The sequence below is a fragment of the Pseudonocardia yunnanensis genome, from assembly GCF_039534065.1.
Lineage (GTDB): Bacteria > Actinomycetota > Actinomycetes > Mycobacteriales > Pseudonocardiaceae > Pseudonocardia > Pseudonocardia yunnanensis.
On record NZ_BAAAUS010000020.1, the window covers coordinates 181,824 to 207,596 of the forward strand.

The 25,773-nt window shown below is 67.7% G+C and carries 30 protein-coding genes; 9 read left to right on the forward strand and 21 right to left on the reverse strand.

The genetic code is table 11. The features are described from left to right. Positions 1-72: 72 nt before the first annotated feature. Together ABD743_RS19590 and ABD743_RS19595 are read right to left on the reverse strand one after the other, a co-directional pair. Entirely contained in the window at positions 73-1,518 is a 1,446-nt protein-coding gene (locus tag ABD743_RS19590; RefSeq protein WP_344723560.1) for a cytochrome P450, read from the reverse strand. After that, positions 1,518-2,663: an MFS transporter gene (locus ABD743_RS19595; RefSeq protein WP_344723561.1), complete on the reverse strand. Its 1,146-nt coding sequence runs from the start codon at positions 2,661-2,663 to the stop codon at positions 1,518-1,520. The genes ABD743_RS19590 and ABD743_RS19595 overlap by 1 nt, the downstream gene beginning before the upstream one ends. 75 nt (positions 2,664-2,738) lie before the next feature. Between ABD743_RS19595 and ABD743_RS19600 the strand changes: the two genes are divergently transcribed. Further along, positions 2,739-3,350, forward strand: coding sequence for a CGNR zinc finger domain-containing protein (locus ABD743_RS19600; protein ID WP_344723563.1), 612 nt, complete (start codon positions 2,739-2,741; stop codon positions 3,348-3,350). A 25-nt stretch (positions 3,351-3,375) separates the two neighbouring features. Here ABD743_RS19600 and ABD743_RS19605 read toward each other — a convergent pair whose 3' ends face one another. Next, the gene (locus ABD743_RS19605) at positions 3,376-4,248 is read right to left on the reverse strand and encodes a hypothetical protein (protein ID WP_344723564.1); all 873 of its coding nucleotides are present in this window, start codon (positions 4,246-4,248) and stop codon (positions 3,376-3,378) included. A 179-nt stretch (positions 4,249-4,427) separates the two neighbouring features. Between ABD743_RS19605 and ABD743_RS19610 the strand changes: the two genes are divergently transcribed. After that, positions 4,428-5,408: an AMP-binding protein gene (locus tag ABD743_RS19610; RefSeq protein ID WP_344723565.1), complete on the forward strand. Its 981-nt coding sequence runs from the start codon at positions 4,428-4,430 to the stop codon at positions 5,406-5,408. Between the two features lie 193 nt (positions 5,409-5,601). Here ABD743_RS19610 and ABD743_RS19615 read toward each other — a convergent pair whose 3' ends face one another. Together ABD743_RS19615 and ABD743_RS19620 are read right to left on the reverse strand one after the other, a co-directional pair. Beyond that, positions 5,602-5,910, reverse strand: coding sequence for a hypothetical protein (locus ABD743_RS19615; protein WP_344723566.1), 309 nt, complete (start codon positions 5,908-5,910; stop codon positions 5,602-5,604). A gap of 117 nt (positions 5,911-6,027) precedes the next feature. Continuing rightward, positions 6,028-7,257, reverse strand: a complete 1,230-nt coding sequence (locus ABD743_RS19620) for a phosphodiester glycosidase family protein (RefSeq protein ID WP_344723567.1) — start codon at positions 7,255-7,257, stop codon at positions 6,028-6,030. Positions 7,258-7,628: 371 nt separating this feature from the next. On the opposite strand from ABD743_RS19620, the gene ABD743_RS19625 reads away from it, so the two are divergent. Next, a complete protein-coding gene (locus tag ABD743_RS19625) occupies positions 7,629-8,195 on the forward strand; it encodes a three-helix bundle dimerization domain-containing protein (protein ID WP_344723568.1) in 567 nt (188 codons plus the stop codon). A 15-nt stretch (positions 8,196-8,210) separates the two neighbouring features. Here the strand turns inward: ABD743_RS19625 and ABD743_RS19630 are convergent, their stop codons facing one another. Next, positions 8,211-8,642: a hypothetical protein gene (locus tag ABD743_RS19630; RefSeq protein WP_344723569.1), complete on the reverse strand. Its 432-nt coding sequence runs from the start codon at positions 8,640-8,642 to the stop codon at positions 8,211-8,213. Positions 8,643-8,724: 82 nt separating this feature from the next. Further along, positions 8,725-8,925, reverse strand: coding sequence for a hypothetical protein (locus ABD743_RS19635; RefSeq protein ID WP_344723570.1), 201 nt, complete (start codon positions 8,923-8,925; stop codon positions 8,725-8,727). Between the two features lie 199 nt (positions 8,926-9,124). Between ABD743_RS19635 and ABD743_RS19640 the strand changes: the two genes are divergently transcribed. Together ABD743_RS19640 and ABD743_RS19645 are read left to right on the forward strand one after the other, a co-directional pair. Next, positions 9,125-9,484 carry a hypothetical protein gene (locus ABD743_RS19640; protein WP_344723571.1) on the forward strand — a complete coding sequence of 120 codons (360 nt, stop codon included), beginning with the start codon at positions 9,125-9,127 and terminating at the stop codon, positions 9,482-9,484. A gap of 157 nt (positions 9,485-9,641) precedes the next feature. Beyond that, positions 9,642-10,493, forward strand: a complete 852-nt coding sequence (locus ABD743_RS19645; RefSeq protein ID WP_344723572.1) for a hypothetical protein — start codon at positions 9,642-9,644, stop codon at positions 10,491-10,493. Between the two features lie 12 nt (positions 10,494-10,505). Here the strand turns inward: ABD743_RS19645 and ABD743_RS19650 are convergent, their stop codons facing one another. From ABD743_RS19650 to ABD743_RS19670, 5 genes are all read right to left on the reverse strand, one after another. Then, on the reverse strand, positions 10,506-10,838 hold the full coding sequence (locus ABD743_RS19650) for a hypothetical protein (protein WP_344723574.1): 333 nt from the start codon (positions 10,836-10,838) through the stop codon (positions 10,506-10,508). Positions 10,839-10,906: 68 nt separating this feature from the next. Further along, positions 10,907-12,007, reverse strand: coding sequence for a Gfo/Idh/MocA family protein (locus tag ABD743_RS19655; RefSeq protein WP_344723575.1), 1,101 nt, complete (start codon positions 12,005-12,007; stop codon positions 10,907-10,909). Next, positions 12,004-12,762, reverse strand: a complete 759-nt coding sequence (locus ABD743_RS19660; RefSeq protein ID WP_344723576.1) for a sugar phosphate isomerase/epimerase family protein — start codon at positions 12,760-12,762, stop codon at positions 12,004-12,006. The genes ABD743_RS19655 and ABD743_RS19660 overlap by 4 nt, the downstream gene beginning before the upstream one ends. 79 nt (positions 12,763-12,841) lie before the next feature. Next, positions 12,842-12,979 carry a hypothetical protein gene (locus tag ABD743_RS19665; RefSeq protein WP_344723577.1) on the reverse strand — a complete coding sequence of 46 codons (138 nt, stop codon included), beginning with the start codon at positions 12,977-12,979 and terminating at the stop codon, positions 12,842-12,844. Between the two features lie 434 nt (positions 12,980-13,413). After that, positions 13,414-14,301, reverse strand: coding sequence for a ferritin-like domain-containing protein (locus tag ABD743_RS19670; RefSeq protein WP_344723578.1), 888 nt, complete (start codon positions 14,299-14,301; stop codon positions 13,414-13,416). A gap of 697 nt (positions 14,302-14,998) precedes the next feature. On the opposite strand from ABD743_RS19670, the gene ABD743_RS19675 reads away from it, so the two are divergent. Continuing rightward, positions 14,999-15,673 (forward strand): RNA polymerase sigma factor, encoded by a 675-nt coding sequence (locus ABD743_RS19675; protein ID WP_344723579.1) that lies wholly within the window; start codon positions 14,999-15,001, stop codon positions 15,671-15,673. 38 nt (positions 15,674-15,711) lie between these two features. Continuing rightward, positions 15,712-16,524, forward strand: coding sequence for an anti-sigma factor (locus tag ABD743_RS19680; protein ID WP_344723580.1), 813 nt, complete (start codon positions 15,712-15,714; stop codon positions 16,522-16,524). Positions 16,525-16,564: 40 nt separating this feature from the next. Here the strand turns inward: ABD743_RS19680 and ABD743_RS19685 are convergent, their stop codons facing one another. Continuing rightward, complete coding sequence (locus ABD743_RS19685) at positions 16,565-17,278, reverse strand: SDR family NAD(P)-dependent oxidoreductase (RefSeq protein WP_344723581.1); 714 nt, start codon at positions 17,276-17,278, stop codon at positions 16,565-16,567. A 155-nt stretch (positions 17,279-17,433) separates the two neighbouring features. Here ABD743_RS19685 and ABD743_RS19690 point away from each other — a divergent pair, with 155 nt between their 5' ends. After that, on the forward strand, positions 17,434-18,042 hold the full coding sequence (locus ABD743_RS19690; protein WP_344723582.1) for a TetR/AcrR family transcriptional regulator: 609 nt from the start codon (positions 17,434-17,436) through the stop codon (positions 18,040-18,042). Positions 18,043-18,331: 289 nt separating this feature from the next. Here the strand turns inward: ABD743_RS19690 and ABD743_RS19695 are convergent, their stop codons facing one another. The 8 genes from ABD743_RS19695 to ABD743_RS19730 are packed head-to-tail and all read right to left on the reverse strand — an operon-like array spanning position 18,332 to position 25,048. Further along, positions 18,332-19,801 carry an Nramp family divalent metal transporter gene (locus tag ABD743_RS19695; protein WP_344723583.1) on the reverse strand — a complete coding sequence of 490 codons (1,470 nt, stop codon included), beginning with the start codon at positions 19,799-19,801 and terminating at the stop codon, positions 18,332-18,334. Positions 19,802-19,814: 13 nt separating this feature from the next. After that, entirely contained in the window at positions 19,815-20,594 is a 780-nt protein-coding gene (locus ABD743_RS19700) for a fumarylacetoacetate hydrolase family protein (RefSeq protein ID WP_344723584.1), read from the reverse strand. Between the two features lie 19 nt (positions 20,595-20,613). Further along, entirely contained in the window at positions 20,614-21,642 is a 1,029-nt protein-coding gene (locus ABD743_RS19705; protein ID WP_344723585.1) for an ABC transporter substrate-binding protein, read from the reverse strand. 50 nt (positions 21,643-21,692) lie between these two features. Beyond that, positions 21,693-22,559, reverse strand: coding sequence for an ABC transporter permease (locus ABD743_RS19710; protein ID WP_344723586.1), 867 nt, complete (start codon positions 22,557-22,559; stop codon positions 21,693-21,695). Continuing rightward, positions 22,556-23,413: an ABC transporter permease gene (locus ABD743_RS19715; protein WP_344723587.1), complete on the reverse strand. Its 858-nt coding sequence runs from the start codon at positions 23,411-23,413 to the stop codon at positions 22,556-22,558. Before ABD743_RS19715 ends, ABD743_RS19710 begins: the two co-directional genes overlap by 4 nt. Next, entirely contained in the window at positions 23,410-24,237 is an 828-nt protein-coding gene (locus ABD743_RS19720; RefSeq protein ID WP_344723588.1) for an ABC transporter ATP-binding protein, read from the reverse strand. Before ABD743_RS19720 ends, ABD743_RS19715 begins: the two co-directional genes overlap by 4 nt. 11 nt (positions 24,238-24,248) lie before the next feature. Further along, positions 24,249-24,380 carry a hypothetical protein gene (locus ABD743_RS19725; protein ID WP_344723589.1) on the reverse strand — a complete coding sequence of 44 codons (132 nt, stop codon included), beginning with the start codon at positions 24,378-24,380 and terminating at the stop codon, positions 24,249-24,251. Further along, positions 24,377-25,048, reverse strand: coding sequence for a GntR family transcriptional regulator (locus ABD743_RS19730; RefSeq protein ID WP_344723590.1), 672 nt, complete (start codon positions 25,046-25,048; stop codon positions 24,377-24,379). Before ABD743_RS19730 ends, ABD743_RS19725 begins: the two co-directional genes overlap by 4 nt. A 528-nt stretch (positions 25,049-25,576) precedes the next feature. Between ABD743_RS19730 and ABD743_RS19735 the strand changes: the two genes are divergently transcribed. Further along, positions 25,577-25,773, forward strand: a 197-nt coding sequence (locus ABD743_RS19735) for a hypothetical protein (protein ID WP_344723591.1), incomplete at its 3' end; no start/stop codon positions are given.

A 25,773-nucleotide genomic window follows, 5' to 3' on the forward strand; every position in this document is an offset into this window, starting at 1 on the left:
GACTGCTTCGCCAACGGTGTTTCCGGCATCGGATCGGGCTGAGCGGTCACGCCGGAAACACCGTTGGTCCAGTCACTGCGAGGCCCCCTCCGGCGTCCACTCGACGACGAGGCTTTCGGGTCCGCGGAAAGTGATGTTCCTGGGATAGGTCACGGTCTGTCCCTCCGCCAACGTGAGGTCGGGGAAGCGGCGGGTCAGCATGCCGAGCACTGTGCGCGCCTCGATCTTGCTCAGGTGCGTGCCCAGGCAGAAGTGGATTCCCTTCCCGAACGAGAGCTGCGCCCGCGCGTTCTCGCGCTGGATGTCGAATACCTCCGGCTCGGGAAAGACCCTCGGGTCGTGATTGGCGGCGCCGAAGGCGAGCATCAACCGTGCGTTCGCCGGGATGTCGACGCCTCCGATGGTGACCGGCCTGGTCGTCACCCGTCGCCAGGTGATCACCGAAGAGTCGAACCGCAGCGTCTCGTCGATGGCCGAGTCGACCAGCTCCGGGTCCTCGCGCAGTAGCTGCCACAGGCGGGGTCGCGAGAGGAGGTTCCGGAGGGCGTTGCCGATGAGATTCGTCGTCGTCTCGTGACCCGCGAAGCTCAGCCCGAAGATGACGCTCGCGACCTCCCGGTTGCTCAGCACACCATCGTCGGTCTCCCGGCGGCTGAGCAGCCGGCTGGTCAGGTCGTCGCCCGGCGACTTCGCCCGTATCTCGACGAAGCGCTCGCAGTAGTCCCAGAACTTGACCACGCTGGTGGCCGCACGTCGCTGGTAGTCGGCGTCGGGGCGCCCCCAGTTGATTTCCAGCTTGTCGCCGCACCACTGTTTGAGCTGTTCGGCGTGCTCGTCGGGGAACCCGAGCAGGCGGAAGATCGTGAGCGCCGGAAGCGGGAAGGTTAAGGCCTGGACGATGTCCACCCGTCCCATCCGGGCGAAGTCGTCGATCAGGCGTGTCGCGAGCTCCTCGATCCGCTGCTGAAGCTTCGCCACCTTGCGCGGCAGGAACAGCGGCGCGAGAGGGAGTCGGACCCGGCTGTGGGCCGGAGGATCGACACTGGAGAGAACCGGCACGTTGCGCAGGCCCCGCCCCAGAATGTCCTGAGCCTCGTCGGTCAGAGTGGAAAAGGGCGCCTGCGCGTTCGACGCCGAATATGTCGAGGGATCGGTCAAGATGGCTGCGATGTCGTCGTAACGGGTGACCACCCAATAGTCGAGCGAGGGCACATAATGGACCGAAGCGATTTCCCTCAGGTCGTTGAGGACTGAATAGGGATCCGCCAGATAATCGTCGGAAAGAGGGTCGAATCCGTGGGCAATCGGACATCCCGAAGGTGTCGTCATGGGAAGATTTCCTCCTCGTAGCTCCAGGCGTACTGCAGGGTATCGCCACTCGGTGCTGCCGGGGTTGCAAGAGAGGGACATCCGCGTGACCGGGCGCGCAAAGAACTGGTATCCCAGCTGACCTCGGCGTTCTCCATCTTCGCCGCGGCTTTCTTCTTCCGGCTCGTGATCCGAAGCCGGAGAAACCATTAGCGAGACGGTCCTGCGGGCTGTCGGAGAGCCGATGTCGCCGCGGCGATGACGGCGCCGCCGATCATCAGGGCGGACGGGCTGAGCTGGTGTGCAGTCAGTTCGGAGAAGACGAGTGGGGCCGCGAAGCCGACGTAGGTGAGTGCGTAGAAGAACGCGTTGACCGCGGCCCGGTCGTCGGGGTGGGCGAGGTCTTCGACCCGCCTGAGGCCGGAGACCAGCAGCAGTCCGTACGCACCGCCGAGCGCGAGCGCGATCGGTGCGATCAGCCACACGATGTGGACCTCGAACGCTGCCGCTGCGATCAGCAGGCCGACGGTGGCCAGGATCAATCCCGTGCGGGGGGCTTGGCCAGGGCGTTTGCGGTCCAAGTGCTTGGCCAGGGGCTGGATCGCGACGCCGGCGCCGAGGGTCAGCCCTGCCGCGGTGCCGCTGACCACCACGCCGAAGCCGGGGATGGTGAGGACGTTCGGGGCGATCGCGAAGGCGGTGCTTGCAGTGCCGTACACCCAGGGGGCCGTGGGCGGCGTGGTGCGCAGAAAAGCGGGGGAGAGCAGGGCGGCGCGGATCTCGGCGCGGCGGCTGGACGCTCGGGTCCGGGAGACTCCGGGCTTGTCCGGCACGTTCCATACCGCCAGCAGCGCGATCACGGTGAGGACGATGTGCACCGAGTAGGGGGTCAGTTCCGGCAGGGGTGCCCACTGGGCGATCAGCCCGGTGACCAGAGGCCCGAGGCCGAAGCCGATCGAGAGGGCGATGGTGGAGCGCCGCGCGCCGGCGCCTGGCCCGTCGTGGTGGGAGAGTTCGGCGATCCATGCGCTGCCCGGAGCGAGGGCGGCGCCGGAGGCGACGCCGGAGACGAATCGTCCCGCCAGCAGTAGCCAGGAGGTCTGCGAGCCGGCGACCAGTAGCAGCGTTCCGACCCCGGCGAGCACTACGGCGAGTCGCAGTGGCAGGCGTCGGTTCACGCGGTCGGCGAGGGCTGCGCCTGCCAGCAGCGCCGGAATCAGTCCGAGCGCGTAGGTGGCGAACGCCAGTGAGACGAACGTGTCGGGCAGGTGTGAGGCGCTGCGGTAGACGAGCAGGAGTGAGGAGAACTGGTTCGCACCCCAGCCGACGGCGAGCATCGCGACCGCGACACGCATCCACGGCGCCGGCCGCCTCGGACCTGATCCTATGCCTACCAACTTAGTAACCGCGGCCGGGGTTACTATCGTGACATGGCCCCTAGGACGCGCGTCACCGCGGCCCTGCGGGCGCAACGTTTCGACGCCGGTTCGCTCGCGCTGAACCTCATGGCAACGGTCGGGCGGCGTGGTAGCCAACGGATCGAACGGCTCCCCGACACGGCGTCGCTGCGCTCGTGGTGCCAGACCTCCCGGCTCGACCTTGACGAGGACATCGACGAGGCCGAACTTCTCGAACGGCTCCGCCACATGCGGGAGCAGGCATACACCCTGACGCGGGCCCTCGTCCGTGCAGAGGGAGTGGATGAGCGCGATCTGGAGGCGATCAACGCGGCCGCACGCTTCCCCACGCCCGCTCGGCTCCTCGTTGCCGCGGCGGGCAGTGTCGAATTCGCGCCGACGCGTTTGTCGATCGATGCTGTGCTGTCCGTCATCGCACGCGACCTTGCGCACGTGCTCGGCACTCCGGAGCTTCGCGCTCGCCTCCACGAGTGCTACGCCGAAGAATGCCGCCTGATCTTCCTCGCGCCGGTTGGTCGAGAACAGCGGTGGTGCTCGAAGGCACAATGCGGGAACCGCGCCAAAGTTGCGGCCCACCGTGCCCGCGCCGCCCGGATGCACCAGGATCCGCCGCAGCCGCGGTGACTGCGATGACCTCGTGGACGTCGCATCAGATCTGCGTGGACGGCCAGGATCGGATGCTGTCGGCGACCACGGGGTCCAGCTCTTCGAGTACGCCGACGATCTGGTCGTCGGAGAGCATCGGGCCGTGCAGCGTGGAGCTCATGGACTCCAACGCCGTCGCCCCGCACTCTTCCCAGAGATGCTTGGCAAGCACCTGCAGGCCGAACTCGAACCAGACGTAGTTCGTGCCATCGGCGTCCGCTGCGGTTGCGGACTCGTGCATCCGGTGCAGGCCGGTGATCGGCCATCGAGCCGGCGACGTGTGCCAGATGACGTCGAACACCGTCTCCAACGTCGGAAGGGACTCGGGCTCGCGCTCGCAGATGTAGCCGTGCAGTCCCACGTTCGCGAAGAGTTCGACGAACCAGAGGAGCCGCGGGGTGTTGCCCCAGAATGTCTCCGATCCTGGCCCCCGCTCGTCCAGCCACGCCGGGTTGTCCGCAAGGTGGGTGATCTCGTGGGCGACCAGCAGGTCGGCGAACGCGCCGAGGTCCGGCGGAGTGCCGTAGACATCCTGGAGTCGCTCCTGCGCGGAATGGGAGAGGTCGGGCCAGACCGTGCTCGTCATCGTGGGCCAGATGTCGCTGGGTTCTTGGCCCATGACGATTTGTCTGCGTGACGCGTGCGGCAGTCCGTACTGCGGTATCAGTGCGATGCGATGCCAGTCCTGACGGCCCAGCACGAACAGGGGTGGCGTGGGCGGCATCTCGAGATGGGAGGCCAGCCACGCTGTCGCCCGGTCGCATCGTGCCGCCACGGATCGCGCCCGGTCGGACCCACCCCTGCTCGAGAACACCGGAAATGAGAAGTCCTCGATGCTTTCCAGATCGGCGATCTCCACGTCCACCCCAAAGCTCATGATCGGTCGGAAACCTTTGACTGTCCACGATCTTTCATGGCCGGTCAGAGGATTGCAACAGAATCACGATTCGAAGGATGGGTATCGAATTTCCTCATGGTGACGGTGCTCATTCGGATATGTCGAGTGGTCGGTCATCGTCGTACGGTCGAAACTCATGGGCTCGAAAGAGCGAACTCGTGGTTGATCCGCTGCTGGTGAGACCGAGCGACGAACAGGTGCGTAAGTACCGAGATCTGGGGCTGTGGCGGAGCGAGTCCTCGCCTGCCGACCTGCGGCGGTGGTCCCGCGAGACCCCGGACGCCATCGCCATCACCGCCCACCGGGGCGACTCCGGGATCCTGCACGTGACCTACGCCGAGTACGCCGAGCAGGTGGAGCGGTTCGCCGCTGTCCTCCGCGGGCTCGGGGTCGGTCCGGGCCAGGCGGTCGCGATCCAGCTGCCCAACTGGTGGCAGGTCAATGCGCTCGTGCTGGGTTGTGCCCGCCTCGGCGCGACCGCGGCGACGATCGCTCCGTCCGTCCGGCCGCGCGAGCTGCAACGGATGGTGGCGCGGCTCGGCTCGCCGGTGTGCGTCACGGTCGACCGCTGGGCGGGTTTCGACCATGCGGCAGCCCTGGCCGAGATCGCCCTGCGGCTTCCGCAACTGCGTCACCAGGTCGTTCTCGGCGAACACGTCGGCAACGGCCAGCTCGACCTGGAGAGGTTGCTCGAGCAGCGCTCGCCGGCTGCCCACGGAGGCGACGTCGGCACCAGCGCCGAGGACCCCGACAGCGTCGGCATCGTGCTGTTCACCTCCGGCACCACGGGTGAGCCGAAAGGCGTTCTGCTCACCCACAACCAGTGGTACGCGGGGCTGTCGCAGACGGGTCTTCGCGACGGTGTCACCTCCGCCGACGTGACGTTCACGCCGCACGTGCTGACCCACGCCGCCGGCCTGGCCTACGGCAACTTGTTGCCATTGCAGAACGGGGGCCGGGCGGTCGTGACCGACTCCTGGCAGAACGAGTCGGGCATGTCGCTGGTCGAGGAGGTCGGCGTGACCTACTTCTGCGGGCATCCCGACTACGTCTCCGCCCTCGTCTCCGAGGCGAACAGGCGGAACACCCGGCTTCCTCCGCTGCGGGTCGTCGTTGCTGGTGGGGCTCGATCCCGGTGAAGCTCGGGATGGACGTCCACGACACCTTCGGGGTCGTCATGCAGGGTGGTTGGGCGATGACCGAGGTTGCCGCGTCGGTCCGGACGGACCCGAAGCTGGACCCGCCGGACTGCTCCGCGCACAGTGACGGGCGGCCGAGTCCCGCTCTGGACGAGGCGAGGCCGAGCTACCCCCGACCTGAGCCGGTGGCTCGTCACCGTTCGGTGTTGGTCCGCAACATCCGCTCCGACACGGCCATCCAGGCCGCGAGCGCGAGGACGCCGCCCTCGAACGCCACGAGGTCGTCGTCCCACGTTCCCGGCGAACGGTGCGCGTCCGGCGTCAGCAGGAGAAGACCCCCGAGCAGGTTGAGCACGCCCCACAGTCCGTTGACCGCTGGTCCGGAGCGCCGGCCGGCGAGCGGGGTGAGGTGGCGGCGGCGGGTGATCGCGGTGGCGAGGTGTGGGGCGCTGTTGCCCACCAGTACGCCGGCGAGGAAGGACCGAACTCGTGATCCGCTCATCGGGCTCACGCTAGTGAGCACCGCCGGGGGTGGCCATCGGTCACGCGGCGAATGCCGGTGCGACAGACGGCCGATCTCCGCCTCTCGCGAAGAGACGGAGACCGACCGAGGCCGGGGTTACTTGTCGTAGACGAACAGTCCGTTGGCGACGGGCCGTTCACCGGTGGCGTCGGACGGATGGTTGAGGACGGTCAGGCCCGTGGAGCCGGGTAGCTGTGCGGCCAGTGTGCTCGAACCGCCGCCGTCGAGCAGGAGCCCGCTGTCCGCGCCGTGCGCGACGAGGTACTCCGCCGCCTCTGTGGGGGTGACGCCGATCGACGATTCCTGCCTGCCGTCGATCACCACCATGGTGAGCCGGCGCCCGCCGTCGCTGACGCCGACCATCGTCTCGGGGTTGCGGCCGCTGGGGGGTGCACCGGTGGGATCGTCGTACACCGCGCCGTTCCGCACCAGCACGGTCGCCCCGCCGATCAGGGCGTCGACGCCCTTGCGCGAGAGGCTGTCGGTGAGCGTGATCCGGGCTCCGGTGGTGGCGTGCTGGGTGAGCCAGTCAGCACCGGCGCCCCCACCGAGCAGCCCGATCTCGTCGGAGGACAGGGCAGGCACGGATGTCGCGGCGGGGACCACCTTGTCGACCACCGCAGCCTTGGTGCCGTTGCGGTGGGCGATGACGAGCGTGCCCGCCGGGATCGTGGCGACGCCACCGAGGCCCGGGGTGATCTCGGTGATGCCGTCGATGGCCACGGGCTTCGCCAGCCTCGAGACGAGGTCCGACGTGATCGCCATGGAATTGCCGGGTGCGGCGTCCTCGACGGTGTTGACCGACTCGATGGTCGCGGAGGGGCCCCCGATCGTGATCCGGCCGGTGAAGTCGACCTCTCCGATCGAGGCGCGGTTGTTGACGATCGAGAGTTGCGCAGCGAACCTCTGACGCGGTGTCTTGAGCAGCACACCGTCCCGGACCACGCCGCCGAGCGGGGCACCTGAGGCGTGGATGGCGAAGAAGTCACCGTTGATGCCGGCGACGGCGTCCGTGCGCTCGCCCATCGACGTGGTCGGTTCGTCGGGCGGATCAACGATGCGATCGTGCGACTCCACCGTGTCGACCTGCACCGAACTGCGGCCCAGGTCGACCTCGAGCACCTGTGTGTGCTCGGGTCCGTCGGCGGTCACGTACGTCTCGGAGTGCTCGGTGACGCCCGGGGCGATCTCCACCGGCCGCGTCGCGGAGGCGGACGAGACGACCGGCCAGCCCTGCGGGATCGGGGGAGCGGGAGCGGAGGGTTCTGCAGCCACGGCGGTTGCGGTCGACGTGATCAGTGCCGAAGCGCTGACAACAACGAACACGAAAAGGGAGCGTAAATGCACGTAGTCTCCTGTCGGGCGAAACGATGCGGCCCCGTAAAGCTCGCAGCGAGATCGCTCGACTGAGTGTTAAAAGATCAAACATTGAGCGAAGTAAGCGGGACAACCGGGTACTCGCCCGGAGAACTTCAGCCTCTCCGGTCGCCGTGGCGGATTGGTTTCCCGGCGGCGGTGACGCCCTTCTGACGAGCGTTGCCGCGGCTTATGTGTTCGGAGTCCGATATGGAGTCGTGTGCTCGCGAGGAACCTACGGACGCTGATCGGCACGACGGATGATCCGCCCGGCGCGGGTCGGGTAGCCTGCCAGATGATCATCACCTGCGCCGAGCCGACCTGACCGGAGGACCGCAACCGTGACCGCGTCCGGATCCGCCCACGAGCGCCCCAGCCCCTCGTCCCGGTGGGCCCAGCCCATACCGCGGCGGACGGACGAGAACCTCAAGCTCGTCCACCGCAAGATCGACCGGAACCTGAAGTCCGGCGGGCCGCTCGTGGACAACACACCCCGTGTCGACCCGCGGTCGGACCGCCCCACCCTGCCCGGCGCGCCGACCCTGATGGCGCGGTTGGTGCAGCTCGCCGACGCCGGCGCCAGTGCCGGCGTCGACGCCTCGGCGGGCGCGGGTGCAGCGCCCACCGAGGTATCCCCGCGGGCCGCGGTGGCGGGGGCACCCGACGACGAGGACGACTTCCTCGCCCGGGCGCGCGAGGAGCGCATGGCGAAGCAGTGGGAGGACGTCACCGCCCGGCTCTGTCGTGACTTCGCCCCCGGCGGCGGTGCCGAAGTGGAGGCCGTCCTCGAACACATCGCGCACCAGCGCCGGGTGCTGGACTCGGCAACCGTGCGCGACTACCTGCCGGTTCTCGTGGAGCGGGCCGTGCGCCGCCTGCTCGACCCCAACGAAGCGGCGCGCGGCTGACCCCGTTCGGCCGCCTCAGGAATTGCGGTCGCTCGGCGCGGCTGCCGCGAGCCGGGAGCTCATCTCCTCGAGGAACGTGCCGGTGGCCGTTCCGATGATGCCCAGGCACCGTACGAGGTGCGTGTGGACCTCGGTCGGGTCGCTCACGAGCAGCTCGACCGAGGCGCTCACGTTGTCGAGCGCCGGGTTGAGGTAGACCTTCGCGACCTTCGTGGAGCGTGACGCGGTGGAAGCCGCGACCGCCGCCTCCTCGACCTCGGTCTTGTTCGAGAGCGGGAAGAAACTCGGGAAGAGCAGGTGGAAGTAGTGCTCGTCCTGCGTCTCCATGATGAAGTGGTGGCGGCCCTCGTAGCGGAAATGGATGTCGCCCTCGTCGTCGACCTTCGGCCGGAACCCCTGCTCAGCGAGGAACTCGACGTGCAAGTCCCGGATCTTCTCCCAGCTCATGCTTCCCCCGATGCCAGCTCGCCGCGATGACCTGTTGATCATAAGGAGCTGATTCACCCCGTCGGGTATCAGGGCCGGGAACTCACGCGTCTTCCGGGCACAGGTGCGGTTCCGCGATCCACGGGCGGGAGCTTGCAATGACGACGCGGCAGTTTTCCATGTCCTGGTGGTCCTGGTCGGTGCTGAGCGTCACCGGTGCGATCGTTGCGGGGGCCTTGTCGGCCTGCGCACCTGCTGTGGAGCCAACCAGTTCGACAGGCGTACCGACGAGCCTGGCCGCCATCAGCACCGTTGTGTCGACTCCGGGTACCGACGCAGCGGCGCCACCGAACTCGGGGCGGGCAGAGGAATCCGCGTCTGTGCTGGTCAGTCCCTCGCCTGAGCGGCCGATCGGCCAATCCTCGCTACCAGACCCCGACCCGTCTCCTGCGCTCACTTCTTCGCAGCTCGCATCAATCTCGCCGCAGCCCAGACGCGTCCCGGTGTCCGAGCCTCCCGCCCCGCCCAGGCGGACCCCCGCTCCCTATGACGTTGATCCGCTCGAGGCCACGAGTCCCCCCGCGACGCTCGGCAACCTTCGCGCCGACCTGGCCGACCAATGCGACGGGTTGCCCGACGTACCGGGCGTCACGACCTGCCTCACGCTCGTGGTGACACCGAAGGGCGCCTCCGACGACTGTGTCGTCAGCAGTGTTGACCAAACAGACGCGCGGAACGGCAAACTCGAGCGGGGCGCCAAGATTCCCGTCGAGGTCGACTGCTCCGCTGACGAGACCACTGAATCGACTGTCGAGACCACTGACGCGGCCGTCGAGACCTCTGAAGCGAACAGTGACGAGTGAGACGAGGTCCGGCGGAGCGGGGCGGAGATCTCCGCGTTTGCCTCGTGCGACCCGTGATCGAGCGCAGCACGGCGTCAATCCATCGCGCCGCGCCGATGAGGAACTGACCACTGAGATAGCCGAGGCGCTTCCGCGGGTGTTGAGGATCATCGGCTCCGTGGTGGCGCCCACGACGCTGCTGACCGCGCTCTTGCTCTACTTCGGACGGCTGCACGCCCAGGCGCTGTTCCGGTACCTGCGCGTTCCGTGGACCGTCTTCGAACTCACGCCGGAGGACTACCTGATCCGTAGTGCGGACGGCCTGTTCGTCCCGGTGACGATCGCTGCGGGTGTCGCCGTGCTGGCGTGTTGGGCGCACTACTTGCTGGTCGGCTCCGGGTCGGATCGGGCACGGGCGGCGGTCGTCCGCGCGGTGGCCCCTCTCGCCGCGGTCGGTGGCATCGCGCTGGTTGTGTTCGCAGCGGTTGCCACGGTGGCCGCGGATGCGCCGTTCCCCGAATTCCCCGAGAGCGGTGGATTGAGCCTGGCGATCGGTGTGCTGCTGCTCGCCTATGCGGTCCGGCTCATTCGGACGTTGGCTGCCGGCGGGCAGTCGCGCGGGCCGGCTCGCCCGGTCGGCGGCGCTGTCGCGGAGTGGACGGCGATCTTCGTCCTTGTCGGAGTGGGTCTGTTCTGGGCCGTCAACGGCTACGCCATCGGCGTGGGCACCAGCCGCGCCGAACAGCTCGTCGCCGAACTCGGCTTCGCTCCCGATGCCGTGCTCTACAGCGAGAAGAGGCTGGGCCTCGAACTGCCCGGCGTCCGGGAAGTGCCGTGCCAAGACCCGGACGCTGCCTACCGGTTCCGGTACGAGGGGTTGAAGCTCGTGCTCCAGTCCGGCGACCAGTACCTCTTCTTTCCCGGGGGATGGACGCGCGAGGACGGCGTCGCGCTCATCATCCCGCGCGGCGACGCCCTCCGGCTGGAGTTCACCGGGCCTGGACGGGCAACGCCTGCGATGTCGTGCTGAGGGGCCCCGGGGTTACGCGTTCGGAGCCTGCCCGCCCTCATCGAACTGCGCGGTGATCAATGTGAAGTCCACGTTCGTCTCGAAGTGCTCCTGATACTGGGCCAGCACGTCCTCGACGGGATCTCCCTGCGAGCGCGCGAGGTTCTCGAAGCCTGCGGCTGCTGCCTGGGCCAGGAAGAGGGCGGTGATCTCGACGGTGCGGTGCCCGTGTTCCTTGGCGAGTGCCTGGAGGAGCCCGACGACCGCGTTGCCGGAGCCTTCGAGCATGTCCTCGTGCTCGGCCACGACCAGCCGGATGGCCCCCATGGCCGTGTTGACGGCGGCGTTGATCCCTTCATGTCTCACGCCTCGGACGGTAGGGCACGACACGACGAAACACCCATGGTTCTCCAGGCGCGATGACGATGGGCGCCTCAGAGGGTTCTCGCCAGCGGGTCCCAGTCCTCCGGTAGCGCGGGCGTCGGTTCCACCGTGCTCGCCACGTCGACCGGGCCGCCCCGGTCCGCGGCCTCGCTGGTGGAGATCATCACGTCGAGCACGTGGTACGCCAGCTCGCCCGACGCGCGCTCGGGCCGGTCGGCGCGGATTGCACGTGCCAACTCGACCACCCCCGTGCCCCGCGTCGAGGCCCACTCGCCCGGAGCCACAGTGGTCGTCTCTCCGTCGCTGCGGTGGATCACCACCTCGCCGGTGAAGGTGTTGGGATCGGGCACGGCCAGCGTGCCCTCCACCCCGGCAACCTCGAACTGCTTGCGGCGCAGCATGGAGTCGAAGGTGAACATGCTCTGCGCGGTCTGCCCGGCGGCGAACTCGTAGATCGCGCTCACGTGCGTCGGAACGGTCACGGGGAACCGCTGACCGGCACGCGGTCCGGAGCCGATGATGCGCACAGCCTTCGCCTGCGACCTGACGGCCATCACGCGCGAGATCGGTCCGAACAGCTGGACGAGCGTGGTCAGGTAGTACGGCCCGATGTCGAAGAGCGGGCCGGCGCCGTCGAGGTACAGGAAGTCCGGGTTGGGATGCCACGACTCGGGGCCGGGGCCCTGCAACAGGGTCAGCGCGGTGAGCGGCTTGCCGATCTCACCGGCCTCGATCAGCCGTCGCGATGTCTGGATGCCCGGGCCGAGGAACGTGTCCGGGGCCGTTCCGACGCGCAGGCCCGCGCCGCGCGCCGCGTCGAGCAGTTCCCGGCCGCTCTTCCTGTCGAGGGCGATCGGCTTCTCGTTCCAGACGTGCTTACCGGCCGCCAGCGCGCGGAGCGCGACGTCGACGTGGGCCCGGGGGATCGTGAGGTTCACGACGATCTCGATCCCGTCGTGGGCCAGTAGCTCACCCACCGACCCGCTCCCCGGCACGCCGAACTCGGCTGCCCGGTCGTGGGCGCGGGCCTCGTCGATGTCGGCGACGAAGAGCACTGCGAGGTCCGGGAACGCTGTCAGGTTCCGCAGGTACTGGGAGCTGATCACCCCGGCGCCGACGACCCCGACGCCGACCGTGCCGCCACCCGTCATGCCAGTCCCTCGGCTGCGAGCCAGGCATAGCTGTCGGCGACGGCCTGGAACCGGTCGGCCCGGGAGTCGTCGAGCTCGATGACGCGGAGCGCGTGTGGCGTGGCGTCGATGATCCCCCGGATCGGCATCCCGCCATGGCCGACCGCGACCTGATCCTTGACGTCGGTGGTGGCCGGACCGTCCTTGAGGTGCACCGCTTCGACGCGATCACCCAACCGCCGCAGAAGGGCCACCGGGTCCTGGCCGGCGACCGCGGCCCAGTACGTGTCGACCTCCAGCATCACGCCCTCGTCGAGATTCTCCGCGAACACCTCCAGGGCGGTCCGGCCGTCGAGGACGATCTCCAGTTCCTGGGCATGGTTGTGGTAGCCGACGCGCACGCCGTGGCGTGCGGCCACAACGGCGGCGGCGTTGAGATCAGCGGCGATCCGCTCGACGTCGGCCACGCTGCCCCACCGCCCCCGGTCGACACGCGGGTCGATGACCGTGCCGATGCCGATGGCGGCCGCGGCCGCGAAGACAGGCTCGGCGTCCTCACCGATGAAGCGCTGGTGGGTGGTCGGCGCGGTGAGTCCGGCGTCGGCCATCGCGTGACCCAACGCCTCGCCGTAGGTGGTGAAGGCGAACGGCTCGACCTGGGTGAACCCCAGTGCGGCCAGGCGGTGCAGGGTGCCGGCCAGATCCGCGGCGAGCATCTCCCGGACGGTGTAGAGCTGCACGGACAGCGGCGCGACGGTCACGCTTGCGCGGGTCACGGCATCGTCTCCTCGCTCGGGGCGCGTTGCTGGCCGAACCGGCCGACTCGTCGATGATCGTCCGGGGATGGCGGTCCTATCAACCGATTCCCACCCTGGCGGTGACCTCGCGGAGATAGGCGAGGTTGTCGCGCACGCGCTCCTGCAACGGCAGCTCCGTCGAGAAGTCCTCCACCACCCAGCCGTCGTAACCGATCGCCTGCCGGAGCCCAGACAACCCGAACCCGGCCGTGCAACGCCGCGCCGAGTCGCTCCGGCGAGATCCGTACGTCGTCGGAACCCGATCTCTGACCCTCACCCGTTGCGGCTGGGACGTCCCCCGGTTCTGCGCGGTCGAGGTGATGCTGCGGCCCTGGTCGGTCGCGGCCGGCCCGCCGCGCCCTCGACCGCTGATCTCGGAACGCCACGGTCAAGATCGGCGCGAAATCGGCCGATCCGCCCTCGCCGGGGCGAGAACCCTGATCTCGGAACGATCATGCCCGCCAAGATCGCTGTGAGATCGGTCGATCGGCCCTTGGCGGGGCGCACATGCGGATCTCGGAACGATCAGCGGGGGAGGGGGGTCGCTGCTGCCATGTCGAACTCGAGGTGGTCGGCGGGCGGCCCGGCGTGGTTGTGATTCCGCGTCGGGCCGCCCGTGGAGCGCATCGGTCAGGAGTTGTCGTCGCTGGTGTTGATCTCGCCGTTGACGCCGTTGGGGAAGAAGCCGCCCTCGCTCACCGACGACGGGTTCAGGTAGACGATGTTGAGCACCTGGCCTGCGGAGCGGGAGAACGCGATGCCGTTCTTGTCGGTCGGCACGATGTTGACGTGGCCATGGTCGTCGACGATGCCCTGGTCCAGGTCGCTCTTGCCGTCGAGGCTGTCACGGGCATCCGAGACCGCCCCCGCGGGAATCTCCAGGCCCTTGGACAGCAGGACGGTGCGCAGGAGACCGGCATGATAGGCCTCGACCGCGAGAATGCCTGCGGCTGCCTCGAGGAAGGTCTTGTTGGAGATCAGCGGCGAGGCACCCTTGTAAGCGGTGACGCCCACGTCCTCGAACACGTACGCGCCGAGCAGGAAGTTGTTCTCGCTGGCGAACGGATCGAACTCCTCGCCGCGCTTGATCAGACCGGCTGCCATGGCGGCCGCGTTGAAGGCGTCGGTCAGGTTGATCTTCGGACGGGCCACCTTGGCGTTGCCCAGGGCCCCGCGCAGGAAGTCGACGTGTGCCCGCTCGTCGCCGGCGATCTCCTCCGCGTACTGCTTGCCCAGATCCGACTCGAACCTGACCTTGTAACCGCCGGTGACGCCACCGAGGTGGCCGGATCCGTCGATCTGGTTGTCCTTCAACCCCTCGCCGAACACGCCGCGCAGGTAGTACTCGGCCTCGAGGTACTCGAGATTGAGGGCGAAGTTCAGGACCGCGCCGTCGCTCGGGCCTTTCTGCGCGCTTTCGTCGGCGAACGCGGTGCCCGCGGTGGCCCCGAGTGCGCCCATACTGGCGACACCCACCCCGGTAATGCCCGCGGCACGCAGGAATCGGCGACGATCCATCGCGTTTTCCGAGCTCCGCGTGATGGCGTTCTTGACGAATGCTTGATTGAACCCTTCGAACACTGCTTCTCCTCGATGCGAGAGGTGCCCTGGGTCGAGTTCCGATCCCGGGGTATCGGGCACGTCCGCCGTGCAATCGGTGCACAGCGCGGAGAGCCGCTACCTGACACACGTGTCGATCGACTGAGTGGCGCTGATCCGATCGGGTGAATGCGAAAGGTAAAGGACGACCGGTGCATCCCGCAGCGGGCGCGGCCGTCGGACGGGCAGTGCTCCCGCCAGGCCATCGCGGTCCGTTCGGGGCAGCCCGACTCCTCGGCGCCGGCCGTGAAGCGAAGGCCGGTCCGGGCGAGGTGAACGACGCTGACCCGCCGAATCGCACTCGCACTCAGCGTGGCGTCGTCGCTCCGGTCGCTGACGGTGGGCACGGTATCGGGTACCGTCGATTGCGGCGGCGGAATTCGCATATGGGGGCCCGTCGTCGAAGTTCGTGCGGAACTCGAGAGCGCCCGAGATGGGGCAGGGTTGCGCTCTCACGGCTGAACCCGGTTGCTCTGCCTTCGGTTCGGGTCAATTTCTGGACGTCACTCGATCGGGTGGGTTGCGCATCACGTGATGGCGCACTGAGGCGTTATTCTCGTCAGGTTCGAACCGAACAGCGCTGTGCTGCGAACAAGCGGATGTGAGGATCGCGGTGGTGGCCCATGTCGCCGACAATCCGGACGCGTCGGACCAACGGGCCCGAGGCGGCGCGGCCGCTCCGGGCATGCGTGGTCGCGACCAGTCCGACGAGCAGTTCGTTCAGTCCGTTCTGACGGGTGTCGAGTCCGCATTCGCCGCTTTGTATGACCGTCACTGTCGGGGCGCCTACTCGCTCGCCCGACGCATCTGCGTGGACGAGGGGTTGGCCGAGAAGGTGGTGCAGGAGGTGTTCCTCGCCTTCTGGCAGGAGCCGCGGCGCTTCGATTCCGGCCGCGGCAGCTTCGGCCCGTGGATCCTCACGCTCGTACACCACAAGTCGGTCGACGCAGTCCGCCGAGAAGCCACGATCCGGCACCGGAGCGAGCCCATCGGTGATCACGGGCAGCAACAGGTGGTCATACCGGCCCCGTCCGCGGGCCATGGGGCGCCGCGGGCGGGCCGGCCAGGACAGGTCCGGAACGCCCTCGGCGCACTGCCCGCCGACCAGCGCCGAGCACTCGCCCTGACCTACTACGGCGGCTACACCCAGCGTGAGGTCGCCGCGATGACGGGCGTCCCGCTGAGCACGGTGCAGTCACGGATGTTCAGCGGCGTGCAGCGTCTGCGCCACGTGCTCGGCCGGGTGCTGGGCGACGCCTCGGCCGGCATCCCGCGCGGTGGTCCCCGGTGACCGGAGCGGTCGACGCGCGTGAACGGCGGTCGTGTCCGATGAATGATCAGGCCGTCGGTTGGGCACTGAATGCGCTCGAACCCGACGAGGAGCAGGCGATGCTGGCCCACCTGCCGGGCTGCCGCTTCTGCCGGGACATGGTGCGGGAGACCGAGCTCGTCATGGGGGAGTTGGCGACGTCCGTGGAGCCGGTCGATCCGCCGGCCCGCCTGCGCGACAATATCCTCACCCAAGCGGCGCGAACCCCGCAGTTGGGCCGCGAGAAGACGCTCGCCACGGGGCGGCAGCCAGGCCTCGTCGCCGCCGACGCCGGGTTTCCCAGCGACGGCCGGCCGACCCCCCGTGAGCAGGGACATGCACACCGGCGGTGGTCGAGTACGCGTCTCGTGGCCGCTGCTGCCGCGGTGGCGGTGGTGTTCGGTGTCGGAGGCCTTGCGGTGTACACCGCACAGGTGCAGCAGGAGCGGGACGCCCAGATCGCGCAGTCGCAGTCGTTGGCCGACCTCGTCGCCCAGCTGGACCGGCCCGGCACCAGCCACGCCATGCTCAGCACCGACGCGGGCCGGTCCCTCGCGGCCGTGCTCGTCACCGCCTCCGACTGGACGGTGGTGACTACGGGCCTTCCTCCCAACGACCACGACGGCACGATCTACGTCCTGTGGGGGCTCGGAGCCGGCAACCCCCGTCCCCTCGGTTCCTTCAACGTCACCGCGCCCGGATCTGGTGTTCAGGACATCGACAGCCCGCCCGACGGGCCGGCCTTCTCCAGCTATGCGATCTCGCTCGAGCCGGGCCGAGACATGCCTGCCGCGCCCACCGCCCTGGTCGCCCACGGAGCGGTGCACAGCTGAGACACGGTCTGGATGGGTGGACCGTCTGCGAAACTGCTCGTCAGGGGCGGGCGTGAACACCGATGCCCCCGGAGACGACGAGGTTGTCCCCGGTGATGTAGCCGGCGGCGTCCGAGGCGAGGAAGGCCACGGCTTCGGCGATATCGGCCGGAGTGCCGACGCGGCCGAGCGGGACCTCCCGACCCCAGGAGTCGATCATTTCGCGCGAGACACCCATCTTGCTGTAGACGGGGGTGTTGATCAGTCCTGGGCTGACGGCGTTGACGCGGATGCGGCGGGGGGCGAGTTCGAGGGCGAGGGACCGCATGAGGGGCACCAGAGCGCCCTTGGCGGCTGTCATGGCGGCTCCGACCCCTTCGCTCGCGCCCACGGTGAACACGACCGAGGCGCCCTCGTTGAGGAGCGAGAGTGCTTTTTGCAGGGTGAAGAAGGTGCCCTTGACGTTGATGTCGAACAGGGCATCGAAGGCGGTTTCGTCGGTTGACTCGATCGGGCCGGGTCGGGAGATGCCCGCGTTGAGGAAGAGCAGGTCGAGGGAGCCGAATTGCCGGCGTGCCTGCTCCATCGCATGGTCGATGTCCGGCAGGGACCGTGCGTCGGCCCGGACGACCGTGACGTCGTCGGGAAGTCCGGCGTTGGCGACGTTGCTGACGCCGGTGACCATGACGCGGTAGCCGCGGGAGTGGAGCAGTTCAGCGGTCGCCTTGCCGATGCCGCTGGTTCCACCGGTGATCAAAGCTGCAGGTCCAGACATGATGCGTTCCTTTGCGTGCTTCTGGGAGGTAGGGGGGCGGTCAGTGGGACGGCGGGCCGTACCGCGACGGTCTTTTGGCAGCGTACGACTGTCTGGCAGTGACTGCCAAAGCGGATGCGGGTGCCACTCTGGCAGTGCTGAGTTAATCTGGGCACATGGAGCAGGAAGCCGAGACGGCGAGGGGTGCACCGGCCACGCTTTGGGATCGGACCCGACAGCTTGCCTCCCGAGAGATCCTCGAGACGGCTCTGCGCCTGTTCACCGAGCAGGGCTACGACGAGACGACCATCGCCCAGATAGCCCGAGAGGCCGGCGTCTCCCAGCGCACCCTCTTCCGCTACTTCGGCACCAAGGAGGACCTGCTCGGCGGCAACCAGGACCGGTTCGGTCAGGTCCTGACAGGCGCGATCAGCGAACTGCCGTCCGAGGTGGGTGTTTGGGACGCCCTACGCGCAGGGGTTGCTGCAGTACTGGCCTTGCATGACAGCCGCGGACAGGCCCTGGAGCGGTTCCGCCTCCTGCACAACACCGCGTCGCTGCGTGCCGGTTGGCTCGAAAAGCGACTGCGGTTCCAGGACGACCTGCTGCCGCTCATCGAGGCGCGTATGGACGCTGCTACCGGCAGTGTGGACGCGAAGGCCCGAGCAGTGATCGCGACGGCGTTCGCATGCCTGGATGCCGCATCGATGACGTGGGTCGGCAATGACGGCAAGGGCGACATCATGGACCTGTACGACGAGTGTCTGGCTGCAGTGCGTGGCTGACCAGCCCAGAAACCGGGTCGGGGCCGGCGCGAGTGGCCCGTTCATGCGATAGGCCTGGACGTATGGGCCGCTCGTTCGTGTCTCGGGGACCGGGCAGACGCGTCTCGACCACGCCGGCCCGGCGACCCTCGACAACGACGGTGCAACGGAGTGTCAGGTGAGCAGCCCCAGTGTGTAGGCCAAGGAGATCAGCACGACGAAGACCGTGAGACCGAGCAGGATGGTCAGCCAGAGCCGTCTGAATGTTCCTTGCATCTTTCCCTCGCAAATTGATGTGGCTGCTGGTCGGCTACGCCACCGAAGCCGGCCCCTGGGTGATCATCTGATAGGTCAGGAACAGCGAGAAGGCGACGTAGAACATGGCGATCAGAATCATCACGGGCAGCCGCCAGCCCTTGAGCTTGGCGAACTCCGGTAGGTGCCGACGGTTGAGCATGATGATCAGCACGGAGTAGATCGCCATGACGAAGCCGCCTCCGGCCGAGGAGATGATGAGGAGCAGGACCGGTTCGATGCCGGTCCAGATGATCCCCGAACCGGCGATGATCATGATCCACACCACCGTGATGTAGATCTTGCTCTCGCTCCAGAAGTTGCTCTCCTTCAGGAAGGTCACCTTCAACGAGTCGCCCGCGAGCCGGCTCACGTAGTCGATGACCCCGATGTTCGTGGAGAAGAGCATCAGGAAGCCGGCGACGTAGAAGGCTGTGGTGAACCAGGGTCCGATGAGGTCGCCCAGTGCGCTGCCTTCCGCCTGGAGGAACGACAGCCCTTCTTCGAGTTCGGTGTTCGTGCCGATCGTCGAGACGACGAGGACGGCGAGGGAGACCAGCAGCAGTGCTCCGATGAACCAGAACGTGATGAGCTGTTCCCAGTTCGCGATGCGCCACCACTGCCGCCAACGGCGTTCGTTCTCCTTCGTCGAGGGGACCATGTACCCGAGCGAAGGAGCCGCGACCTCCTGGCCGGTGACCGGGGAGACGATGTTGGGGATGTTGATGCCCATCCCCATTCCCTTGTCCCTGATGTAGTTGCTCTGGACGAGGTTGTTCGCACCGCCTGCACCTGCGAAGACGATCGCGCCGAACAGCGACGCCGCACCCAGCTGAGCGACGACGGCCGGCAGGTTCCCGGTGACTTCGGGGATGTCGGTGACGACCTGCGCCCAGGCGCCACCCGTGGTGGCCACAGCTATCGCCGTCACGACGAAGACCAGGATGAGGGCGATCATGACGCCCTCGATCTTCTCGAGTGTCTGGTAGATGACCGGCGAGATGGTCACCGCCAGACCGATGGAGATGAGGAATATGGTGGCGATCAGCGGGACGGCCGACTCGCTGAGGTTGAATATGAAGGTGAAAACGGTGGCCCCGCTGGAGGCCCATCCGGGCCAGGCGTTCGGCAGGATTGCACCCAGCACGAAGACGATGCCCCAGGGCAGCCACATCCGGGAGAACCCCGTGACGGCCGTTTCGCCCGTGATCAGGGTGTAGCGCTCGATCTCCATGTTGAGGAAGAACTGCATCGTGATGCCCACCACCGCGAGCCAGACGATCCCCAGGCCCACCTGTGTGGTGATGTAGGGCCACAGGACCAGCTCGCCGGAGCCGAGCGCCGTGGCGGTGAGGATGATGCTGGCTCCCATATATTTCCGCAGGCTGCGCGGCTCGGGCAGGTCGCGATAACCCACCGCGGGGAGATATTTGCTGGGAAGCTCGGTGGCAAGGCGGGGTGTGCTCGACTCGACGGACTCGGTCATGGGGGCAACTCCTCTATGCGCTCTGCGCGGCCAACTCGGCCACTACCCGGTTGGAGAGTGCTCCGAGGCCTTCGACCTCGACCGTGATCGTGTTGCCGGGCTGCACCGGCCGGACCCCTTCGGGCGTTCCACTGAGGATGACGTCTCCCGGTTCGAGTGTGGTGAACCGAGTGATGTATTCGATGAGGAAAGGAATCGGGAAGATGAGGTCCTTGGTGCGGCCGTCCTGGCGGCGTTCACCGTCGACGATGCAGGACACTCGGACGTCGGTGGGGTCGTACTCGGTATCCACCCACGGCCCGATCGGGCAGAAGGTGTCGAAGCCCTTGCCTCGCGTCCACTGGCCGTCGGACTTCTGGATGTCGCGGGCGGTGATGTCGTTGCCGCAGGTGTAGCCACCGATGACGTCCCAGGCATCGGCTGCCGCGACGGATCGGGCCTGCTTCCCGATCACGAGCACCAACTCGGCCTCGGGATCCAGCCGCCCCGAGATCCGGGGATAGACCACGTCATCGCCCGGCCCGATCACGGAAGCCGGTGGTTTCAGGAAGAGCAGGGGTTCGTCGGGCACCTTGTTGCCGAATTCCTCGGCATGGGACCGGTAGTTGCGGCCGACGCAGAGCACGGTGCGAGGAGTGACCGGAGCCAGCAGCGTGACCTCGTCGACCGTCCCGACCGGCCGTCCGGTGGAGCGCAGGTCGACGAAGGGCGTTCCCTCGGCGGCGAGAACGACGCCGTCGGAAAGCACGCCCCATGACGGGGGACCGGTCGTCTGATAGCGAACGATCTTCACGGGATTTCCTTTCGCTCGGTCAGCAGTCGTTGTAGGCGTTGGTCCACAGCACGCCCTCGGCCGGATCGCCCGCGCTGGGCGTTATCTCGACGTCGTGCATCGTGGCGAGCGTGGTCTGCACGGCGCCGGCGTCGAAACAGCCGTTTTGGGAGAGCGCAGGCATCAGCGCGCCGAGCGTCTGCTGGATGATCGCGACATCACCGGCGGACATCCGGTCGACGATCTCCGCAGCAGCGGCGTTCGGGTCGGCCGTTACCTGCGCCATGGCCGTGTTCAGTGCGCGGCTGAACGCGCGCGCCGGTTCTGGGTTGTCCTCCGCCCACTGGCGGTTGGTCGCGAAGCCGGTGTAGACGAAATTGGAGAACAGCGGAACGTCGCCCGCGGCGCCGTCGATGAGGACGGTGCCGAACCCTTCCGCCTGCGCGACGTAGGGCGTCGGCGGGGAGAGTTGGTAGGCGTCGATCTGCCCGGTCTCGAGTGCGGCGAGCAGCGAGGCGCCGTCGCCGATCGCGATGATCTCTGCATCCCGCTCGGGATCGAGACCGGCCTGCCGCAGGTAGTACCGCATGTACTTGTCGGTGGCGGCACCCGGCGAGGTCACGCCAAGCCGCAGGCCCTTGAGCGCGGCATAGCGCTCCTCGATGCTGGACTCCCGGCTCACTCCGCGCTCCCGCGCCACATCCGGGTTCATCACCAGCGCGAAGGTGACCCGTCCGACGAGGTTGTGCACCATGACGAGGCTTTCCTCGCCCTCTGCTGCGAGCGTTGTGAGGTCGTCGAAGCCGATGTCGGCGTACTGGGCGCTACCCGAGACCACGGCTGCCACGCCGTCGGCGCCGCTCTGCAACTCGACGATCTCGACGTCGAGCCCCTCGCGCTCGAATATGCCCTGCTTGTCGGCGACGTACATCGAGGCGAGGAACGCGCTCGGCAGTGAGGTGACGGTGATCTTCGTGAGATCGCCCGGGCTGGAATCACCTCCGCAGGCCGCGACCGGTATCAGCAAGGCCAGTGCGCCCAAGATCGCGGACTGCCGTAGTCCTCTCATGGTCTCTCCCTCATGGCTGGATCGGACACCGGTCGCGCATGAGAACGGCTTTATCGGCCCCCGGCCAGGGGAGGCACGTCGATCGCTTGCTGCCAGCGCAGCGCGTTGCGTAGCGGGCGCAGCATGAGGTTCATCAGCAACACGATCGCGCTGAGCGAGAGCACCCCGGCGATCACGCCTGCGGTGGAGAAGACCGATGCGGCCTCCCGCGTGAGATAGCCGAGCCCCCGGTTCGACGAAATGAACTCACCGGTCACGGCACCGATCATCGCCGCGGGCAACGTGATCCGCAGGGCGGCGAGGATGAACGGGGTGGCGCTCGGCAGCATGACCTTTCGGAACTGGTCCCGGTTCGACGCGCCCATCACCCGTGTGACATCGAGCAGCCCCTGTGGGACCTGCTGAAACCCGGCGACGGTGTTGATGAAGACGATGAAGAAGACGAAGTATGCGGCGATGAGGATCTTCGGGGTCATGCCGATCCCGAACCAGAGGATGAACACCGGGCCCATGGCGACCGCGGGCACGGAGTAGGCCACGAGGAAGTACGGCTCGACGATGCGATAGGCGAGCCGCACCATCCCCAACGGCCAGGCGATCACTACTCCCGCGACAGCACCGAGCAGATAGCCGACGAACGCTGCTGTCACCGTGAACTGCGCGTGGTACCAGAGCTCACCGCTCCACGCCAGTTCGGCCAGCGTCTGTGCCACCGCCGACGGAGAGCTGATGTAGAACGGCCGGATCAGTGTCCCTGACGCCAGTTCCCATCCGATGAGCGCGACGACGACGATTCCCAGGCGCGCCGCCGCGAGGAACCGCCGGTGGGCGCGGCGGGCGGCCAGGTGACCGAGGCTCGCCCTCGTGAGCACCGCGGCGCCTGTGGAGCTGACGGTGTCGTGGGCCGGCGCGTTCATCCGTGCACCCCGCCGGTCTGCCACGGCATGAGCCGGGTCTCGAACAATCGCAGCAGCCCGTTCGCGATCATCACCACCGTCGCGATGATCAGGATGCCGGCGAAGACCGTCTCGATGTCGAACGCACGCGAAGCACGTGCGACCAGGTAGCCCAGCCCCTGGGTCGAGGCCACGAACTCGGAGAGCACCGCGCCCTCGATGGCCCTGGTGAAGGTGATCCTGATACTGGCGACGACGGCAGGCGCCGCGGAAGGCAGAACGATCTTGAGCAGGAGGTCGCGCCGGCTCGCTCCGAACACCCGGCAGACCTGGAGCAGACCAGGGCTCACCTCGCGGATCCCGGTGACTGCGTTGACGAAGACGATGAAGTAGACGAGCAACGCGGCCATGATGACCTTCGGCGTGTAGCCGAGCCCGAACCACAGGATGAACAACGGCGCCAGAGCGATCTTCGGGATCGAGTAGAAGCCGATGAGGAAGGGCTCGAACACCTCGTATCCGCGCCGGGTCTGGGCCAGAGCGAAGGCGCTCAGCAGGCCGACTGTGGCGCCGATGAGGAAGCCGAGCCCTGCCTCGGTGAGCGTGACCGTGAGGTGCTCGATGATCTCGCCGTCGGCGAGCAGTTCACCGATCCTCGCGGCGATCGAGACCGGATCGCTCACATACCGCGTATTGACCAGGTACTGGATGCCGAACTGCCAGAACAGCAGGATCGCGATGCCGAGACCGGCGGTGCCGAGCCATAGGTGGACGCGCTCACGGTGCCGCCGGCGGTGCTCGGCTTCGGTTGCTAAGGCCAGGACCTCCCTGCCGCGATCTGCCGCGCGTTCCGTGGGTGCGGCCTCGATGCTCACGTCACGCCCCGTCCGCGGGAGTTCTCGATTTCCACGCGGATATCAGCCCACAACGCATCGTGCAGCTCGCCGAAGCCCGGTGTCTCGTGGATTCGGAACGGGTCGCGCGGGCGCGGCAGATCGACGCGGTAATCGCGTTTGATGGTGCCCGGATTACTGGTGAACACGAGGATCCGATCGCTCAGCGCAATCGCTTCGACGAGGTCGTGCGTGACGAACAGTACGGTCGGGCGAGAACGCTCCCACAACTTGAGAAGCTCCGCCTGCAGGATCACCCGGGTCTGCGCGTCGAGCGGGCCGAAGGGCTCGTCCATCAGAACGATGGCGCTCTCGTAGACCAAGGTGCGGATGATTCCGGCGCGCTTGCGCATACCGCCGGACAGTTCGTGCGGGTAATGGTCCTCGAACCCGGTCAGCCCGACGAGGTGGATGAAGTCCTCGGCGCGTTTGCGGCGCTCGTGGCGTTCGACGCCCTGCAGTTCGAGGCTCAGTTCGACGTTGCCCCGCAATGAGCGCCATGGCAGCAGATTGTCGTCCTGGGTGATGTAGCCGACCGAGGTGTTGATGCCGCGCACCGGGGAGCCGTGGTGCGCGACCGTGCCGTCGGACGGGCTCGACAGCCCGGCCAGAAGGTTGAGGCAGGTGGACTTTCCGCAGCCGGACGGCCCGACCAGGCTGACGAACTCACCCGGCTTCGCGTCGAACGTGACGTCCTGCAAGGCCAGTACCGCATCACTCCCGCGCCCCCGGCCGACGAACGCCTTGTAGACGTGGTCGAAGCGAACAGCGCTGGTCATTTCGGCCCGCGACTCTGCGGTCTGCATGGGACTCCTCGTCAGGTGCCGGCGCCGGATCGAGCGCCGTAGGACGTGAGGTCGATGTGCGATACGGGGTTGGTGGGGATGCCGATCTGGGGGAGGGGATTGCCGGCCTGCTGCCGTGGGCGGGGCCGGTCGTCGATCGTCATGCGGTGACCTCGGCACCCGGCTGATCGGGAGCGTCGTCGACGAGCGTGCTGACGGTTTCGCCCACCGAGCGTTTGTGCCACAGCGCGAGCTTCGCCGCCCGATTGGAGTCCCGTGCGTGCAGAGCCGCCATGATTCCCTCGTGCTCGGACTGGGAGCGAGCCAGGCGCCCGGGGACCATCCGGAACACTCGCTGGAAACCGGAGTGGCGTTGCCAGATGTCCATGGTGAGCTCGCGGAGCATCTCGTTGCCGCAGGCGGCGACGATGGTCGCGTGGAACTCGTGATTGATGTCGGAGAAACGTGGTCCATCTTGTGCTTCGACCGCAGCGCGCATCAGCACCATCAATGCGTCGAGTGCATCCAGCTCCGTCTGGCTGATCCGTTCGGCGGCGAGACCGGTGGCGATGCTTTCCAGATGACCGCGGATGAAGTAGGTCTCCTCGATCTCACGCCGGGTGAGCGTGGCGACCCGTGCACCGCGGTAGGGGACCATTTCGACCAACCCGTCGCGCTCGAGCATCCTCAGCGCCTCTCGGACGGGGATGTCGCTGGCGTTGTACTGATTTGCCAGCTCGCGGAGCACCAGTCGTGTGCCGGCGGTGAGCTCGTTTCGCAGGATCCGCTCGCGCAGCGCGCGATAGATGGTCTGCGACTTCAGGTCGGTCACGTTGCGGTTCCCCCTGTGATCCGAGTCACCTGCAACATATCTGATATGATCCTGGCGCTCAAGGGATCTTCACACCCTGTTCTTCGGCTGGCGGACGCGCGTCCCGCTCGCGCGGACCGATCGGACGGCCGTGCCGTTCGTACAGAGGTAGGTGCCGGGGCCGGCCCGCCTGGCGGACGAGCGGCCCGCTTGTGCAGACCTATTGGACCGCCGCGCCGTTCGTCCACTGGGGGCGCTACCGCGCCGGCTTCCCGGTGAACCCCGCCGAACCCGGTCCGCACGGGGCGGCATCCGGTGGACGAGCGGGCCGTTCATGCGGACCTATTGGGTGGCCGTGCCGTTGGTCCGTGGGGAGCGGCTGTTCCAGCGGTACGAGTCCGCCGAACCCGGCTCTCGTACGGATGGTGGCCGCGCTCGCCCTCGGGTGGACGGTCGGTCCGCTCGTGCGGACCTATTGGACGGCCGTGCCGTTCATACGGGGGTGGACGTCGCCGGGCCGGCCCGGCCTGGCGGACGAGCGGCCCGCTTGTGCAGACCTATTGGGCCGCCGCGCCGCTCGTCCACCGGGGTGCGACCGCGCCGGCTGCCCAGTGGACCCAGCCGAACCCGGTCCGCACCGGGGCGGCCGCGCTCGGCCAGTGGTCGAGCGGTCCGTTCGCGCGGACGCTTCTATGTGTTGTCAAGTGCTCGCTGGTTGAGCTCTTGGTGGTGGGTGGTTGGTTCAG